Genomic DNA, 19272 nt, shown 5'->3' with positions numbered 1-19272 from the left:
TCACCGGTCCTGGTTCTGGCCGAGCTCGTTGTCGATGAAGTCGAGGACCTCGGCGGCCGTCGCCGACTCAAGCCGGGTCAGCACGGTGTCGGAGGTGGTGGCGTCGGAGGAGTCGTCCCTGGCCGCCGCCTGGCCCGTCAGCGCGTGCTGCATGGCACTGAGGCGCAGGGCGATGTCGTGGCGCAGTTCGTCGTCGGCCGGCAGCTCCGCGAGGGCGGCGTCGAGCCGGCCGAGGTCCTCGTAGACCTGCGAAGTGGCCGGTGCGCCGCCCGCCGGGGCCAGTTCGGTCAGGAGATGCCCGGCGATGGCGGCGGGCGTCGGGTGGTCGAAGACGAGGGTGGCGGGCAGGCGCAGGCCGGTGGCCGCGTTCAGGCGGTTGCGCAGCTCGACCGCGGTGAGCGAGTCCAGGCCCAGTTCCTTGAACGGCTGCTCGGAGTCGATGTCCGTGGCGGAGTTCCTGCCGAGTACGGCGGCCGTGTGGTCGCGGACCAGACCGACGAGCAGGCGGTGGCGTTCACTCTCGGGGGTGTCGGCGAGGCGGCGTGCCAGCGAACCGGAGTCGGCGGCGGTACCGGCCGCGGGCCTGGCGGAGGCTCGTACGAGACCGCGCCACAGGGAGGGCAGGACCCCCGAGTCGGCGAGTTCGCGCAGGCGCGCCAGGTCGACGCGGGCGGCGAGCAGCAGGGACCGGTCGACGGCGGAGCCGACGTCGAACATGTCGAGGGCCAGCTCAGTCGGCATGGGCAGGACCCCGTCGCGCCCCAGCCGGGCCCGGCCCTCGCCGCCGATGTGGGCGGACATGCCGCTGACCTGCTCCCAGAACCCCCAGGCCAGGGACACGGCGGGCAGACCCTGGGCGCGGCGGTGGGCGGCGAGGGCGTCCAGGAACACGTTGGCCGCCGCGTAGTTGCCCTGGCCCGGCATGCCCATCACACCCGCTCCGGCGGAGAAGAGGACGAAGGCGGTGAGGTCGAGGTGACGGGTCGCCTCGTGGAGGTTGACCGCGGCGTCTACCTTGGGACGCAGCACCCGCTCGAACTGCTCCTGCGTCAACGACCCGATCAAACCGTCGTCCAGCACACCAGCCGCATGCACGACACCCCGGAGGGGGAACTCCTGCGGGATCGCGGCGATCAGCTCGTCCAGCGCCGCACGGTCAGCCACATCGCAGGCGGCTACGGTTACTTGCGCGCCGAGACCTGTCAGCTCCTCCGCCAGTTCCCTGGCGCCCTCGGCCCGGTCACCACGGCGGCCGGCCAGGATCACGTGCCGTACGCCGTGCTCCACCACCAGCCGCCGAGCCACCAAACCGCCCAGCACACCCGTACCACCCGTGACCAGCACACTCCCGTCCCGGTCCCAGCCACCCGGCATCCGCAACACCAACTTGCCCACATGCCGGGCCTGACTCATGAACCGCAACGCCTCAGGAGCCCGCCGCACATCCCACACCCGCACCGGCAGAGGGCTCAGCACGCCCGCCTCGAACAGCCCCACGATCTCCGCCAGCGTGGCGCCCAGGCGGTCCGGGCCTGCGTCGCGGCCGTCGAAGGCGCGGTAGGTGACGCCGGGGTGGTCGGTGGCCACCTGCTCGGCATCGCGGATGTCGGTCTTGCCCATCTCGATGAAGCGGCCACCGCGAGGCAGCAGCCGCAGGGACGCGTCCACGAACTCACCCGCGAGCGAATCCAGGACCACATCCACCCCACGCCCACCGGTCTCCCCGAGGAACTTCTCCTCGAACTCCAACGACCGGCTCGAAGCGATCTCACTCTCCGCGAAACCCATCTCCGGCAGCACGTCCCACTTCTGCGGACTGGCCGTCACCAGGACCCGGGCACCGAGATGACGTGCCAGTTGCACGGCCGCCATACCGACGCCGCCGGTCGCCGCGTGCACGAGGACCGTCTCGCCCTCGCGCAGACCCGCCAGATCCACCAGGCCGTAGTACGCCGTCAGGAAAGCGGCGGGAACCGACGCGGCCTGCTCGAAGGTCCAGTCATCCGGCATACGGACGAGGAAGCGGCGGTCGACCACCACGACGGGGCTGAACGCGCCCGGCATCACGCCCATGACGCGGTCGCCGACGGCGAGGTCCGTGACATCGGGTCCGGTCTCCAGGACGACGCCCGCGGCCTCGCCGCCGATGCCCTCGTGGTCGGCGACCATGCCGAGGCCCACGACGACGTCACGGAAGTTGACACCCGCCGCGCGCACGCCGAGCCGCACCTCGCCGGGCCGCAGTGGCGCGTGCGCCTCCGGGCGGGACACCAGGGCGAGGTCGGCGAGCGTGCCGTGGCCGCCGGACTCGACCCGCCAGTCCGTCCGGCCCGGCGGCGGCACGAGGGCGCCGTCGCTGCCGACGCGGGCGAGCCGTGGCATCAGCGTCTCGCCTCCGCGCCAGGCCAGTTGGGGCTCGTCGGCATCGATGGCGCGGGCCAGGGCGGGCCTCGGCGCGCGGTCCTCGGCGGGATCGGCGTCGATGAGCACGAACCGGCCGGGGTGCTCGGCCTGCGCGGAACGGATCAGGCCCCAGAGCGGGGCGGCCGCCAGGTCGGTGACGCCGTCATCCGCGGCGACCGCGATCGCGCCGCGCGTCAGCACGACGAGCCGGGTGTCCGCCAGGCGGTCGTCGGCGAGCCAGCCACGCAGCGTGCCGAGCACGTCGAGCAGCAGGCGGCGGGCCTGCGCGGGAACGTCGTCGGCGTCGGGCGCCGCGCAGGTCAGTACGGCGCCCCGCGGTGCCGGTTCCCCCGCGTCGAGGGCCGCCGTCAGTTGCGCGAGGTCCGGGTGCCTGCGTACGCGTGCGCCGCCTGCCGTCAGGGTCTCCGCGGCGGCGAGCGGGTCGGTGCCGAGCACGGCCCATGTGGCGCCGAGGGAGGCGGCCGTGGGGGTGGTGTCGGGCGTCCAGTCGATCTCGAACAGGGCGTCCGCGGCGGGGTTCTGGTGGGCGCGGAGTTGCTGGGCGGAGACGGGGCGGGCGACCGAGGAGTCGATGTGCAGGACGGGCCGCCCCGTGGGGTCGGCGACGTCGACGCGGACGGCGCCCACGCCGCTCGGCGAGATGCGTACGCGCAGGTCGGTGGCCCCCGCGGCATGCAGACGCACACCGTTCCAGGCGAACGGCAGCCACAGTCCCTCGGGGGCGGCACCGCCCACGAGGGCGGCCTGCATGGCGGCGTCGAGTAGGGCGGGGTGGACGCCGAAGGCCGTGGCCTCCTCGCGGGCGGCCTCGGGGAGGCGTACCTCGGCGAGGACGTCGTCACCGAGCTTCCACAGGGCGGTCAGGCCCCGGAAGGTGTCTCCGTAGCCGTAGCCGCGGGAGGTCAACTCGCCGTATATGTCGGTGACTTCGAGCGGCTCGGCTCCGGCCGGGGGCCAGACGCCGAGGTCCGCGGGGGGAGCCTCGGTGGTGTCGCCGAGTATGCCCGTCGCGTGTCGCAGCCAGCCGCCGTCGCCGGTCCGGGAGTGCACAGAGAAGGCCCGGCGCCCCTCGTCGTCCGCGGGCTCCACCGCCACCTGGACCCGCACGTCGCCCGTCTCGGGCAGCACCATCGGGGCTTGCAGCGTCAGCTCCTCGACGCAGGCGCAGCCCGCTTCGTCGGCTGCCCGCAGGGCGAGTTCGATGTAGCCGGTGCCGGGCAGCAGCACCACGCCGGCCGCCGCGTGGTCGGCGAGCCACGGATGGGTGCTCAGCGAAAGGCGGCCGGTGAGCAACACCCTCTGTTCATCGGCCTGTTCGACGGCTGCCGCGATCAGGGGGTGGCCGGTCGCGGTCACGCCGAGTGCGGAGGCGTCCGTGGCGCGGGCCCTGGTGCCGAGCCAGTAGCGGTCGTGCCGGAAGGCGTAGGTGGGGGCAGGTGCGGGGCTGACGCCCTGGTAGGGGGTCGTCCAGTCCACCGGGGTTCCCGCCACCCAGGCCGAGGCGAGCGAGGTGAAGAACTGACGCAGGCCGCCCTTGCCGGTGCGCAGGGTGCCGACGGCCGTGACCTCGGTGCCCACGGCGTGGGCGGTCTCCTCGATGCCGATGGTCAGGACCGGGTGGGCGCTGTTCTCGACGAGGACGCGGTGGCCGTCGCGCAGCAGGCTGCGGACGGCGGCCTCGAAGTCCACGGGTTCGCGGCCGTTGCGGTACCAGTACGCGGCGGTGAGCTCGCCCGGGTCCAGGAGGTCGCCGGTGACCGTGGAGTAGAAGGGGACGGTGGCCGGGGCGGGCCTGATGTCGCCGAGGGCGGTGAGCAGTTCGTCGCGGATCTGCTCGACCTGCACGGAGTGCGAGGCGACGGATACGGGGATGACGCGGGCGCGGATGCCGTCCTCGACACAGCCCGCGACCAGGGACTCCACGGCGGCGCGGTCGCCGGACACCATGGCCTGGCGGGGCGCGTTGCGGCCGGCGACCGCGAGGTCGCCGGGCAGCCCCGCGAGACGCTCGGCGACCCGCTCGGCGGTCAGCGACACCGTCGCCACGGCCCCCTTGCCGGTCAGCGCCCGGGCGAACAGGCGGCTGCGTACGACGACGACGCGGGCGCCCTGTTCGACGGTCAGCGCCCCGGCCACGCAGGCCGCGGCGACCTCTCCCTGGGAGTGGCCGACCACGGCGGCGGGCCGTACTCCGTGGGCCTCCCAGAGCCGGGCCAGGGCCACTTGGACGGCGAAGAGTACGGGTTGGAGTTGGTCGATGCGCTCCTGCCAGCTCTCGTCGTCGCCGCGCAGCAGATCCACCACCGACCAGCCGGTGAGCGCGCGCACGGCGGTGTCGCACTCCTCGACGGCCGCGGCGAAGACCGGTGCGGTGTCGAGGAGTTCGCGTGCCATGCCGCGCCAGTGGGTGCCCTGGCCGGGGAAGACGAAGGCGACCCTGGCGGCGCGGCCGCCCTGGGCGCGTGCGGTGCCGCGCACGACGTGCCGGGGGGTGCGTTCGTCGCCGAGTGAGCCGAGACCGGCGGCCAGCTCTTCGGGACCGTCGGCGATGACCACGGCCCGGTGCGAGAGCGGGGTGCGCCGGGCGAGGGTGCCACCGAGCCCTGGCAGACCCTCGGCCTGGAGGCCGGCCACGTGCCCGGCGAGGCGTTCGCCCTGTCCGCTCAGGCCGTCGGCGCCGACGCCCGAGACGACGTACGGCAGCACGGAGGGCAGCGGAGGCGCCGGCTCCGCCGTGGTGTCGTCCTGCGGGGCCTCGGCGGGCGCCTCTTCGAGGATGACGTGGGCGTTGGTGCCGCTGATGCCGAACGACGAGACGGCGGCGCGGCGCACTCCGTCGGCGCCGGACCACGGGCGGGCCCGGTCGAGCAGGCGCACGGTGCCCGGCTCCCAGTCGACGTGCGGGGTCGGCTCGTCGGCGTGCAGGGTGGGCGGCAGCGTTCCGTGGCGCAGCGCCATCACCATCTTGATGACTCCGGCGACTCCGGCGGCGGCCTGGGCGTGCCCGATGTTGGACTTGACCGAGCCGAGCCACAGCGGCCGGTCCTTGGTGTGCGCCGTGCCGTACGTGGCCAGGAGCGCCTGCGCCTCGATGGGGTCGCCGAGGGTGGTGCCGGTGCCGTGCGCCTCGACCACGTCGACGTCGGCCGGGGTGAGACCGGCGTCCGCGAGGGCCTGGCTCATCACGCGCTGCTGGGAAGGGCCGTTCGGCGCGGTGAGGCCGTTGCTCGCGCCGTCCTGGTTGACGGCGGAGCCGCGGAGCACCGCGAGGACGGTGTGGCCGTGGCGGCGGGCGTCGGAGAGCCGCTCCAGGACGAGCAGGCCGACGCCCTCGCCGGGGCCGAACCCGTCGGCCGCCGCCGAGAAGGCCTTGCTGCGGCCGTCGGTGGCCAGCGCCCGCTGCCGGGAGAACTCGATGAACTGGGCGGGCTGGGCCATCACGGTGGCGCCGCCCACCAGCGCCATCGTGCACTCGCCGCGCGCCAGGGCCCTGGCGCCCAGGTGCAGGGCGACCAGGGACGACGAGCAGGCGGTGTCGACGGTGAACGACGGGCCTTCGAGGCCCAGGACGTAGGAGAGGCGGCCGGAGACGACGCTGAGGGTGTTGCCGGTGACGGCGTAGCCCTCCGCGTCGGGCGGCACGTCGGTGAGGTCGGGCAGGTAGCCGGAGTCGGAGGCGCCGACGAAGACGCCGGTACGGCTGCCGCGCAGCGTCCCCGCCTCGATGCCCGCGCGTTCCAGGGCCTCCCAGGCGAGTTCGAGCAGGATGCGCTGCTGCGGGTCCATCGCCAGGGCCTCGCGCGGCGAGATCCCGAAGAACTCCGCGTCGAAGCCCGCCACGTCGTCGACGAAGCCGCCCGCGCGGCCGTACGTCTTGCCGGGGCGGTCGGGGTTGGGGTCGTACAGGCCCTCGATGTCCCAGCCCCGGTCCCGGGGCAGGTCGCCGATGCCGTCGCGGCCCGTGGCCACCAGGTACCACAGGGAGTCGGGGTCGGTGATGCCGCCGGGGAAGCGGCAGGCCATGGAGACGACGGCGAGCGGTTCGCGGGCCGCGCCGGCCTCGTCGGCCAGTTCCTCGTTCAGGGCGCGCAGCCGCTGGTTCTCCGTCAGTGCGGAGCGCAGTGCCTCGACGATCTCCTCGGTTGATGCGGGCATCGTCAACTCCGTTCCTGGGGGCGGTGCGTGAGCTGGATGAGGTCGTCCAGGGTCATCTCCGCGATGGCGGCGGCTTCGTCGCGGTCACGGGGCGGTGGCGTGCCGTCGGGCGGCTGCGGGGTGTCCGCGGGTTCGGGGGCCAGACGGGTGTCGAGGAAGGCGGCCACGGCGGCCGGTGTCGGGTGGTCGAAGATGAGCGTGGCCGGCAGGCGCAGACCAGTGGCCGTGTTGAGCCGGTTGCGCAGCTCGATGCCGGTGAGCGAGTCGAAGCCGATGCCCTTGAAGGGCTGCTCCGCGTCGACGCTCTGAGTCGCGGGGTACTGCAGCACGGCCGCGACCTGCGCGCACACCTCCTCCAGGAGTGCGTTCTCCCGCTGTGCCGGAGTGAGCCCGGCGAGCCTGCGGACCAGGGCGGCCTCCGCAGTGGAGTCGTCGGCGGCCTCGGGTTCCCAGACGCGGCGCACCTCGGGCAGGTCGCCGATGAGCGGGCGGCGGCGCGCGGCACCGAAGACCTCGGCGAACCGCTCCCAGTCGTTGTCGGCGACGGTGATGAAGGTGTCGTCGTGGTCGAGGACCTGCCGCAGAGCCCGCATCGCGAGGCCGGGGTCCATGAGGCGTACGCCGCGTTCGGCGAGGTGCTCGGCGGCGCCGCTCGACATGCCTGGCCCGTCCCAGGCACTCCAGGCGACGGCGGTGGCGGGCGTGCCCTCGGCGCGCAACTCCTCGGCGAGCGCGTTGAGATACGCGTTGGCCGCGACGTACGCGCCCTGCTGGCCGCCGCCCCACACGCCCACGGTGGAGGAGAACAGCACGAACGCGTCCAGGGACGGGCCGTCGAGGAGGGTGCGCAGGTTGCGGGCGCCCTCCACCTTGGCCGCGAACACATCCGCGTACTCGGCGAGTTCGGCCACGGCCACGGTGTCCCGGGAGCCCTTGAGGCCCGCCGTGTGGAACACCGATGTGACGGGGTGCGCGGCGGGGACGGCGGCGAGCACGGCTGCCAGTTCCGCGGGGTCCGCCACGTCGCAGGCGGCGATCGTCACCTGGACGCCGGACGCGGTGAGTTCGGCCTCCAGGTCGGCGGCGCCCGGAGCCGTGGGGCCGCTCCTGCTCAGGAGCAGCAGGTGTTCGGCGCCGTTGTGGGCCAGCCAGCGGGCTACCTGGGCGCCGATCCCGCCGGTGCCTCCGGTGACCAGGGCGGTGCCGCGCGGGCGCCAGCGACGGACGGGCGCGCGCCCGGCGAGCGGAGCACGCACCAGGCGCCTGCGGTGCAACTGGTCCCCGCGCACGGCGAATTCACTCTCGTCGCCGTCCGTGGCGAGCGCGGCGGCGAGAAGCCGTCCGGCCGTGTCGTCGGCTTCTTCGGGCAGGTCGATCTGGCCGCCCGTGCGCCGTGGGTTCTCCAGCAGCGCGACCCGGCTGGTGCCGAGGACGTGTGCCTGCCGTGGGTGGGCCGGTGGGTCGGACTCGCCGACGGACACGGCCCGGGTGGTGGCCCACCAGACGGGGGCGTCGCTGGCGAGGTCGTCGAGCGCCTGGAGCAGGGTGACGGCGGCGGCCGCTCCCGCGGTGAGCTCCTTGTGTCGGCGGTGTGCTTGCTCGTCCAGTGCGAGCAGGGAGAGCACTGCGGTGGGCTCGGTCTCCTCGGTGGCCGCGCGCAGTTGCTTGGCGAAGGCCTCCCGGTGGGCGTCGGCGGCGTCGAGGACCACTTGACGCACGTCGGCTCCGTGGGCGCCGAGTGCTTCGGCGCAACGGGTCACCCAGGGGTGCTCCACGCAGGCGGACGGCACCACGAGGAGCCAGGGGCCGCCCAGTTGCGAGGCCGGCGGTGTGGGCAGGGGCTGCCACTCGACGGTGTAGCGCCAGGTGTCGAGCAGGGTGTCCGCGTGGCGTTCGCGGCGCCAGGCCGAGAGCGCGGGCAGGGCCGCGGCCAGGGCCTGTGCGGCCTCGCCGTCCAGGCGCAGGGTGTCCGCGAGCTCCCCGGCGTCGGCGCGCTCCACGAGGTCCCAGAACTCGGCGTCGGCGGGGTCCGCCTGCGCGCCGGCCGGTGCGGCGGCGAGGTCGGGCAGGTCGACCTCCGTGGCGGGGGCGGGCGTCAGGGCACGCCAGTCGACGGACACGCCCCGTACCCAGGCCTGGGCCAGGGCGGTACGGAACCTGAACAGGCTGCCGTCCTTGCGGCGCAGGGTGCCCAGGGCCACGGCCGGTGATCCGACCTCGTCCACGGTCTGCTCGATGCCGGGAAGGACGACGGGGTGGGTGCTGATCTCGATGAACGTCTCGTGCCCCGCCGCCAGCAGGCTCCGTATGCCGCCCTCGAAGTTGACCGGTTGGCGGGCGTTTCGGTACCAGTACGCGGCGGTCAACTCCCGCGTGTCCAGGGCTTCTCCGGTCACGGTCGAGTAGAAGGGGGTCTCGGCCCGGCCTCCCTGGATGCCGTCCAGCGCGTCGAGCAGGGTTCCTTGCAGCCGTTCGACCTGCGGCGAGTGGGACGCGTAGGTCACCGGCACGACGCGGGCCTGGAGCCCGTCGGCGACACAGGCGGCCACGAGCTGCTCCACTGCCGCTCGTTCCCCCGAGATCACGGTGGACGAGGGGCCGTTGAACCCGGCGACGACGACCGCGTCGCCGTCATCGAACCCCAATTCGGCGATGCGCCTCCGCACTTGTGCGGCCGCGAGACCCACGGATGCCATCGCGCCCTTGCCCGCGAGTTCCTTCGCCAGGATGCGACTGCGCAGGACCATGACACGTGCGGCGTCCTCCAGGGACAACGCCCCCGACACACAGGCCGCGGCGACCTCCCCCTGCGAATGCCCGATCACCGCGGCGGGACGCACACCACACGCCTGCCACAACCGGGCCAACGACACCTGCACCGCAAACATCACCGGCTGCAACACATCAATGCGCTCCAGCCAGCCCTCCTCCTCACGCCCGAGAACCTCCACCACCGACCAACCGGTCAACGGCTCGATCACCTCGGCACACGCGGCCACCGACTCCGCGAACACCGGCGAACTCTCCAACAACTCCCGCGCCATATCCCGCCACTGCGACCCCTGCCCGGGAAACACGAACACAGGGTCCGTAGCGGCCGAGCGGGTCGACCCGACGACGGTCCTACGGGTCTCGCGCCCTCCGGCGACCGCGGCGAGCCCCTTGAGCAGCTCCTCCCGGCGGTCGGCGAACAGCACGGCGCGATGCGGAGCCGGGGGAAGGGCCGCGAGCGCGGAGCCGACACCGGCCACGGAGGCACCGGGTTCGGAGGCGCCGGGTCCGGAGGCACCGGTTTCGGCGAGCACGAACTCGCTCAACTTCCGTGCCTTGTGGCGCAGTTCCTCGGCGCTGGCGGCGGAAAGGACGCACGGCGTGAGCGCCGCCGCGTCCCGGTACCAGTAGCTGCGGCGCTCCCACGGGTAGACGGGCAGGCTCACCGTGCGTCCGCGTGCGGGAAGGTGAGCGGGCGGCTCGTATCCGCTGACGTAGAGCTCCGCCGCCGCGAGCGCCATCTGCCGTACTGGATCGGGGGTTTCGGCGGTGTCGGGGTCCGGCATCTCGGGGTGGACCGGGAGAGCGCCCGGCGGTATGGCCGCCGGGGCCGCATGGAGGTCCGCGCCGCGCTCGGCCCAGGCCCGAGCTGCGTCGGCGGGCGTCAGACGACCGTTGGCCCAGTCGGCGCTGATCTCTCCGGCGCCCTCCCCCGCACCGCTGTGTGGGACGACGCCGAACGTCGACCAGAGGTGCGTGGCGGCCATGTGGTGGGCGAGCAGTCCGCGTTCACCGACGGCTTCGCTCGCCCGGTCCAGGGCGCGGGCGTAGGCGGGCTGCTTCTCCAGGGCGGCGCACACGGAGGCGACCGGGGCCCGGCCCGCGTACCAGAAGGTGACGGAACGAGCCGTCTCCCCCGTGACGTGACCGGTGCGCAGGTTCGGTGCCGTGCGGCCCGCGGCGGCCGCTTCGAGCGCGGCGGCCATCTCGTCACGGTCACCGACCACCGCGAGCCGGTGTTCCAGGAGGGAGCGGCGGTGGGCCGCCGTGAACACGAGCGCGTCGACGGCTTCCGCGTCGAGGCCCCGCAGGCGGCGCGCCATGCGGCGGGCGGCTTCGGGCAGGGCGGACGCGGTGGCGGCGGTGACGGGCAGGACGTACGGGGCGCCGGAGTCGGAGCCGGTGTCGGCGGGCGCGTTCGGGGTCGGCGGAGCGGCCTCCACCAGGACGTGGGCGTTGCTGCCCGCGAGCCCGAAGGAGCTGACCCCGGCGCGTGCCGGGCGCTGCCGCGCCGGCCAGTCGCGCGGTGCGGTCGGCACGGCGAGGGGCATGGCGTCCCAGTCGACCCGGGTGGTGAGCCGGTTCAGGCGGTGCGGCGGGATGCTGCCGTGGTGCAGGGCGAGGACGACCTTCAGGAGGCCGGCGATGCCGGCGGCGGGGGCGAGATGTCCGATGTTGGCCTTCACGGACCCGATGAGCAAGGGGTCGCTCTCTCCCCTCCCTGGGCCGAACGCCTCGGCGAGGGAACGGACTTCGATGGGGTCGCCGATGCGGGTGCCGGTGCCGTGGGCCTCCACGTAGTCAACCTCGTGCGGCTGCCAGCCGGCCCGGTCGAGCGCCTCCCGTACGACGGCGACCTGGGCGGCGCCGCTGGGCACGGTCAGGCCTCCGCTGGCCCCGTCCTGATTGATCGCGCTGGCGCGCAGCACGGAGTAGACGCGGTCGCCGTCGCGTTCGGCGGCGGCCAGGGGCTTGAGGACGAGCGCGGCCGCGCCTTCGCCCCAGCCGAGGCCGTCGGCGTCGTCGTCGAAGGCCTTGCAGTGGCCGTCGGGGGCGAGGGCGCCGCCCTCGCCGTTCATGGCGACGAGGACGGTGGGCGCGGCGATCACGTTGGCGCCGCCCACCACGGCGACCTCGCAGTCCCCGCCGAGCAGGCCCTGACAGGCCAGGTGCACGGCGGTGAGGGATGCGGAGCAGGCGGTGTCGACGGCCATGCTCGGGCCACGCAGCCCGAGGAAGTACGACAGCCGGCCTGGCGTCGCGGCGAAGGAGGTGCCGGTGCCGTAATAGAGGTTCACGTCCGCCATGTCGCGGGTGAGCATCTGCTGGTAGTCGGCGGTCTCCAGGCCCACGTACACCCCGACGCGGCTGCCCTCCAGATCACGAGGCCGGCAACCGCCGTCCTCCAGGGCTTCCCAGGCGACTTCGAGGAACAACCGCTGCTGCGGGTCGAGTGACTTGGCCTCGCGGGGCGAGATCCGGAAGAAGGGCGCGTCGAACCCGGCGATGTCGTCGAGGTACCCACCACGGGTGGGCAGATCTCCCCCCACCTCATCCCACACGGGGTCCTCCCGCCGCCGCGCGGGCAAGTTCCCGATGGCGTGCCGCCCATGAGCAAGAAGATCCCAGTACGCCTCGGGAGTCCCGGCCCCGGGCAGCCGACAGGCGATGCCGATCACGGCTATGGCGTTGTCGGCGGGGGCGGCGTTGGGGTCCGACTCCGCTGCGGGCTCGGCAGCGGGTGCCGACTCGGCCGTCGCGACCGCCTCCGGTCGTGGCTGCGCTACAGCGGCCTGGGCCGTCGGCGCGGACTCGGCGGCCGGTGCGTCGATGCGTGCGGCTGTCGCGGCGGCGGGGGCGGAGCTCGGGGTGGGCTCGGCGGTGCGGGCTGGCTCCGTCGTCGTCCGGGCCGTCAGCGCGGACTCGGCGACCTGGGCGTCCATGCCCGCGGTCGTCGCGACGTCGGCGGAGGCGGAGCCCTGGGCGGGCTCGGCGGCGCCTGCCGCTTCAGACGTCGCGGGCGCCTTGGTCGTCGCGGCGTCAGCGGAGGCGGAACCCCGGGCGGGCTCGGCAGCGCGTACCGCTTCAGACGTCACGGCCGCCTTCGCCGTCGCGGCGTCAGCGGGAGCAGAGCCAGGTGCGAGCTTGGCTGCAACGACCCTCTCGGCCGTCTCGGCTTCCGGCTGCGCCTCAGCGCCAGAGCGGGTCACGCCCCCAGCCGTCGGCGCGGCCTCGGCCGTCGGTGCGTCAGTGCGTGCGGCCGTCGCTGGGCCGACGGGGTCGGACTCCGCCACGGGCTCGGCGGCGCGTGCCGCCTCGGCCGTCGCGGCGTCATCCCGGGCCAAGCCCGGGACGGGCTCGCCAGCACGTACCGCCTCAGCCGTCGCGGCGTCGTCCGTCGCCGATGCGGCGGCGTCGGTGTCGGTGGGGGCGGCGACCGCCTCCGTCTCCAAGTACGCCGCCAGGTCCTGCACCGTCGGGTGTTCGAAGACGATCGGTACCGGGAGGGCCACACCGAACTGGGCCTGGAGCCTGGTGCGCAGTTCCGCGGCCGTCAGGGAGTCGAGGCCCTGCTCGAACAAGCCGCGTCGGCGCAACAGGCGCTGGTCCGGCGGCAGGTCGAGCACCGCGCGGATCACCTCGGCGACGCGGTCGGCGATGGTGACGCTCTGGTCGGAGGGTGCCGTCGGCGTTATCGGTGCCGTCGGGCTTATCGGTGCCGTCGGTGCCGGTGCGGGTTCGTTCAAGGGCACGGCCCCGTCGGGGACCGGCTCCAGTGACGAGCCGTGGTGGCCCCGCTCGATGCCGGGCAGCCAGTGGCGGTCGCCGCCCCAGGTCGGCACGGGCAGCGTGCGGAACTGTCGCGGCCTGCCGGTGACCCGGTCCCAGTCGACGGGGACCCCGGCCACATGCAGCCTGGCCAGCGTCTTGTGCAGCGCCACCGGGCCCCGCTCGGCGCGGTGCAACGTCCCGGTGACGGGCGCGCGGCGGCCGGTGCGGCGCACGGCGTCGGTGAGGGGCCGTACGAGCATGGGGTGCGGGGCGATCTCGACCAGCGCGTAGTCACGTTCGCGGAGGAGCCGCTCGACCGCGGGCCACAGCTGCACCGGCTCCACGAGGTTGCGCCGCCAGTACGCGGCGTCGGGGCGGCGCAGGTCGGCCGCGGGGTCGACGGTGGACAGCAGCCGGGTGGTCGGCTCGGAGACGGACAGGCCCGAGCCGGCAGACCCGCCGGGCCCGCCAAGCCCGCCGGAGCCACCGGCCCCGCCGGACAACGTTTCGTACAGCTCGTCCGCGCAACCGCTCAAAGCCGGGCTGTGCGCCGGGTATTCACTGTTGAGCCGCTTGCAGCGCAGGCCGGCCGCCCGCAGCGCGGCCACGGCGGCGTCGAGGTCGGGCACCGGGCCCGAAATGACCGCCGAGTCAGGGCCGTTGACGAGGGCGACCACGACCTGGGGCCAGGCCCCGCCGAGCAGTTCGCGCACCTCGTCGGCGCCCGCGGACACCGCGTACATGAAGCCGAGGCCCGCGGCCCGCGAGTGCAGGATGTCCGCCCGCTCGACCACCAGCCGGGTGGCGTCCGGCAGCGTCAGGCTGCCCGCGGCGTACGCGGCGGTGATCTCGCCGAGGCTCTGGCCGATCACGGCGGCCGGGGTCAGACCGCGCTCGGCGAGCCAGCGGGTCAGGGCCACCTGCACCGCGAAGATCGCGGGGTGGGCGCGGTCGGTACGGTCGAGCCGGTCGTCGGTGGCCCGCAGGGTGTCGAGCAGCGACCAGCCCGCGTGGGCGCGGATGAGCTCGTGGCACTCGTCGAGGGTGTCGCGCACGGTGGGATCGGCGGCATGCAGGTCGAGGGCCATGTGGGGCCAGTGGCCGCTCTGCCCGGAGTAGACGAAGACGGCGGGCGGCGGGTCGTCGGGGTCCTCGACCGTCGCTGCGCAGGCGTCCCGGGGCGGATCGTCTGGGTCGACGAGCGTGTCGACGAGGTCCCTGCGGCCGGTGGCCACGGCCGCGAACCGGTGGGCGTCATGGGTACGGCGCGTGGCGGCGGACGCCGCGAGCTCGCCGATGTCGTCCTCCCGCGCCACCTGCTCGCGAAGGAGGTCGACCTGCGTGGCGAGCCCCTCAGGGGTGGAGGCCGACGCCAACAGGACGTAAGGGGCGGGAGGTTGAGGGGCGACCGGCACCACTACGGGAGCGGGGGCCGGAGCCGGGGCGCCCTCCGCGACCAGGTGCACATTCGTGCCGCTCAACCCGAAGGCGCTGACACCCACCCGCACCGGCACATCCGCGCGAGCCACGTCAGTGGTCGTCAGGGGCACGGCGACGCCCGCCGTGGCCCAGTCGAGCGCAGGGTTGAGGCTCTCGATGTGGGGCTGCGCGGGCACCCGGCCCGCGTGGATCACCCACAGGGCCTTGAGCAGCCCGCCGATGCCCGCGGCCGCGTCCATGTGTCCCATGACGGCCTTGAGAGAGCCGATGAGCAGCGCACGGTCACGCCGCCCCGCCCCGTACACCTCGCTGAGCGCCTCCAGTTCGATGAGGTCGCCGAGCGGGGTGCCGGTACCGTGGGCCTCCACGTAGTCGACATCGGCCGCGGCCGTGTCCGCCGCGGCCAGGGCGGCGCGCAGCACCGCGGACTGGGCCTCGCCGTTGGGCGCTGTCAGGCCCGCGCTGCCGCCGTCGTTGTTGACGGCCGAGCCGCGCAGCACGGCGTGGATACGGTCGTGGTCGGCGAGCGCGTCCCGCAGCCGCTTGAGGACGACGATCCCGCAGCCGTCGCCGCGCACGAGCCCGTCGGCGCGCGCGTCGAAGGGGCGGCAGCGGCCGTTCGGCGAGATCGCCCCGACCTGGCTCATGAACACGCTGATGTCGGGGGTGATCTGGAGGTTCACGCCACCGGCCAGGGCGGTGTCGCTCTCGCCCGCGCGCAGGCTCTGGCAGGCCTGGTGCACCGCAAGCAGCGAGGACGAGCAGGCGGAGCTCACGGTCGCGACGGGGCCGCGCAGGTCGAAGCTGTAGGCCAGGCGTCCTGCGGCGAAGCTCGCCTCGACGCCGCTGGCGTAGTGCTGGCCGATCCCGGCGGTGCCGAGGGTCTTGGCGTGCAGCAGCGTGTAGTCGTTGGAGAGCATGCCGACGAACACGGCGGTACGGCTCCCCCGCCACTGGCCGAGCGGGCGCCCCGCGTCGGCCATCGCCTCCGCGCTGACCTCGAGGAGCAGCCGCTGCTGCGGGTCGACGCGTCCGGCCTCACGGGGCGAGATCCCGAAGTACGCGGCGTCGAACCGGTCGATGTCGTCGAGGAAGCCCCCGACATGGCTGACGACCGTGCCCGGCCGCTCGCGCCGTGGGTCGTGGATGGCGGCGCCCCACCGGTCCCGCGGGACCTCGGTCAGCGCGTCGGCACCCGATTCGAGCAGCTCACCGAGCGCTTCCAGGGTACGGACGCCCCCGGGGAAGCGGCATCCGAGTCCTACGACGGCGATGGGTTCGGGAGACCGAACGCTCACCTCGTCTCCCTCCGTTGTCGTACTCCGATACGTGCGGATCCGGTGGGCCCGGGGCCCGCTTCAGGACGCCGGCGCCGCGGCCACCGTGTGGACCAGTGCGGTGATGGACCGCACATTCTTGAAGTTGGCCGCGTTGATCTTGTTCGCGGGAACGGCGACACCGAGCTCGTCGCGAATGAACTGCAGAAGAAGAAGCGTGTGGAGGGAGTTCATGATGCCCAGTTCGAAAAGCGGCGTCGTCTCGTCCAGTTCGGACTCGGCATCTCCGTCCATGTGCTTGTTCCTGATATAGGTGAGGATCTTCTCGGTGATCTCGTCGCCGGGCATACTTCCTCCGCTGCTCGAATGGGGCCCGCAGATTTCGGCGGTGTGGGACGGACAGGCACGACAGAAGCCGATTCGAGGGTAGGAAACCGCCGTCGGGCCCGTCATCCCCTAGATCGCGAGGTGATCCCCTAAAGGCCGCGCGGCGGCGCCGAGGAGCGAGCTAGGGGGCGGTTAGGGGTGGTCCGGGCCCGCTCCCCACTTCTACCGTTCCTTCGGCGGGATTCGGCCACGTGACCGCGGGACATTGCTGACCGGCAGCCAGGGCGGAGCGACCCGAATCGACTTGGCGATGAATACAGGGGGCTGACGGTACGTTGGCGAATGAAGAGAAACTGCGGCAATACCTGAAGAAGGTCACTGCCGATCTCCAGAATTCACGCCGCCGCGTCCAGGAGCTCGAATCGCGCGCGGCCGAACCGATCGCCGTGGTCGGCATGGCCTGCCGATTCCCCGGGGGCGTGACGTCCCCGGAGGATCTGTGGCGTCTCGTCGACACGGGGTCTGACGCCATTTCCCCTTTTCCCGCCGATCGCGGCTGGGACATCGCGGGCCTGTACGCGCCCGATGCGGACGGCCTGGAGAAAGCGGGCACGTACGAGGGTGGATTCCTCGACGACGTCGCCGATTTCGACGCGGAGTTCTTCGGCATCGGCCCGCACGAGGCACTGGCCCTCGACCCCCAGCACCGCCTGCTCCTGGAGACTTCCTGGGAGGCACTCGAACGGGCCGGCGTCGTACCGGAGCGGCTGCGCGGCAGCAGGACCGGGATCTACGCGGGCCTCGTGTACGGCAACTACGGCCCGCACTCGCGCGAGAAGCCGCCCGCGGGCCTGGAACCGTATCTGGGCCTGGGCAGTTCACCGAGCGCGGCCACCGGCCGGATCGCCTACACGCTGGGCCTCGAAGGGCCCGCGGTCACGCTCGACACCGCCTGCTCGTCCTCGATGGTCGCGCTGCACACGGCGAGCCGGGCACTGCGCGACGGAGACTGCACGCTCGCCCTGGCGGGCGGTGTCGCGGTGATGGCGACGCCGGACGCCTTCGAGGAGTTCGGGCGGCGGCACGGTCTGGCGCGCGACGGGCGCTGCAAGGCGTTCTCGGCCGAGGCGGACGGCATCGGGTTCTCCGAGGGCGTGGGCATGCTGGTCCTGGAGCGGCTCTCGGACGCCGAGCGCAACGGCCGTGACGTCCTCGCCGTCCTGCTCGGCTCCGCGGTCGGCCAGGACGGGGCGACCAACGGCCTCACCGCGCCGAGCGGCACCGCCCAGCGGAATCTGCTGCGTCAGGCACTCGCCGAAGCCCGCCTCACCCCCGACCAGGTCGACGCCGTGGAGGCGCACGGCGTGGGCAGCGCCATGGGCGACCGCATCGAGGCGGGCGCCCTGCTCGAGGTGTACGGGCAGGGGCGGCCCGCGGACCGGCCGCTGTGGCTGGGCTCGGTGAAGACCAACATCGGCCACCCGCACGCCGCGAGCGGAGTCGCGGGCGTGATCAAGACGGTGCTGGCGCTGCGTCATGAGCGGCTGCCGGGGAGTCTGTACGCGGACCGGCCGAGCGAGGACCTGGACTGGGCGGCGGGCCCGCTGCGGCTCCTCGCCGAGTCCCGGCCGTGGCCGCGTGACGCCCAGCGGCCCCGGATCGCGGGGGTGTCGTCGTTCGGCATCAGCGGCACGAACGCGCACGTACTCCTGGGTGAGGCGCCGCGCCCCGAGCCGCGCCCCGAGCCACGCGCCGACGCGGCGGCCCCCGAAGGTGTGGCCGTGCCGTGGGTGGTGTCGGCGAGGACTCCGGCGGCGCTGCGCGAGCAGGCCGCCCGGCTGCACGCGCACCTGGCCGACCGCCCCGAACTGTCGCCGCTGGACGTCGGGTTCACCCTGGCCTGCGCCCGGACCTCGTACGCGGAACGGGCGGTGCTCGTCGCGTCGGACTCCGCCGAACTCATGGACCTGCTGTGCGCGGTGGCGCGTGAAGAAGGGCCCGCGGACACCAAGACCGCACTCGACGGCGGCACGTTCTGTCTCGGCGGCGCCGCAGGCGCGGACAGCCGGCGGCTCCACGAGCGGTTCCCCGCCTTCGCACACGCCTGGGACGAGGTCGGCAAGGCGCTGGACGGCAACGACACGGACGACTGCGCCGAGTTCGCGTTCACCGTCGCGCTCCACCGGCTCCTGGAGTCCTTCGGCCTGCGCCCGCGGGCGCTGACCGCGCGCTCGGGCGCCGGGGAGGCCGCCGCCGCGCACTTGAGCGGCGCGCTGTCCCTGGCCGACGCGTGCGCGCTCACCGCCGTGCTCGCCGACAAGGCCGCGCTCGCCTCGACAGTGGAGGGCCTCACCTTCGCGCCGCCCACGACCCCGATCGTCGCGGCAGACGCACAACAGCCGCTCACCGTGGATGAGTTGAGCGCTCCCTCGCACTGGCTGGACCGTTCCGATCCCGGCAACCCCGATCCCTCGCACACCCGCCTGGACGCCTCGCTCGCCGATCCCGCCGCCGTGCTGCGACTCCTGGCGGCGGCCGGGAGCGCGGGTGCCGCCGTCGACTGGCAGGCCGCGTTCGAGGGCACGGGAGCACGCCGCGTCGAGCTGCCCACGTACGCCTTCCAGCGGCGCAGGTACTGGCTCGCGCCCCGGGCGACGGCCGGGGACGAGGGGGTGTGGGCGGCGCCGGACGTGCTGCCCGCCGCGTCCCCCGCGCTGACGGACGAGGAGCGCGCGGAGCTGACGCGGCTCGTCGTCGAGGAGCCCGAGGCCGGGCGCGAGGCGGTCCTGGCCGCGGTGCTCGACCGGGTCGCCTTCGTGCTCGGGCGTGACGCCGTCGATCTGGCCGAACCCCGCAGGACCCGGCTCGCCGAGCTCGGCTTCGACTCGCTGCGCGCCGTACGCCTGCGGCACCGGCTGCACACCGACCTCGGCGTGGGCCTCGCCCTGAAGGACCTGCTCGGCGGCGACAGCGCCCTCGGCATCGCGGACCGCATCTGCGCGCAACTGGTCGCACGCAGTCTGCTGGCGCCCCTCCAGAACGCGACGGAGGGCGACGTCGAAGTACTGAGTCTGTGACGGCCCGGCCCCCGCTCCCTCTTCCTGCC

At 73.9% G+C, this 19272-nt stretch carries 4 protein-coding genes; 1 reads left to right on the top strand and 3 read right to left on the bottom strand.

Going from position 1 to position 19272, the window contains the following annotated elements; translation table 11 throughout:
• The 3 genes from ACWFRU_RS10890 to ACWFRU_RS10880 are packed head-to-tail and all read right to left on the bottom strand — an operon-like array spanning nucleotide 1 to nucleotide 16187.
• Nucleotides 1-6579 (bottom strand): SDR family NAD(P)-dependent oxidoreductase, encoded by a 6579-nt coding sequence (locus ACWFRU_RS10890; RefSeq protein WP_453685777.1) that lies wholly within the window; start codon nucleotides 6577-6579, stop codon nucleotides 1-3.
• A gap of 2 nt (nucleotides 6580-6581) precedes the next feature.
• Complete coding sequence (locus ACWFRU_RS10885) at nucleotides 6582-15860, bottom strand: type I polyketide synthase (protein WP_453685776.1); 9279 nt, start codon at nucleotides 15858-15860, stop codon at nucleotides 6582-6584.
• Nucleotides 15861-15920: 60 nt separating this feature from the next.
• Nucleotides 15921-16187: an acyl carrier protein gene (locus ACWFRU_RS10880; protein ID WP_453685775.1), complete on the bottom strand. Its 267-nt coding sequence runs from the start codon at nucleotides 16185-16187 to the stop codon at nucleotides 15921-15923.
• A gap of 314 nt (nucleotides 16188-16501) precedes the next feature.
• Between ACWFRU_RS10880 and ACWFRU_RS10875 the strand changes: the two genes are divergently transcribed.
• Nucleotides 16502-19243, top strand: coding sequence for a type I polyketide synthase (locus tag ACWFRU_RS10875; RefSeq protein WP_453685774.1), 2742 nt, complete (start codon nucleotides 16502-16504; stop codon nucleotides 19241-19243).
• The last annotated feature ends 29 nt before the right edge of the window (nucleotides 19244-19272 follow it).

This window comes from Streptomyces sp. NPDC055099, from assembly GCF_053607685.1.
The sequence above is the reverse complement of the archived record's forward strand: the minus strand, read 5'-3'. Positions and strand labels throughout refer to the sequence as shown.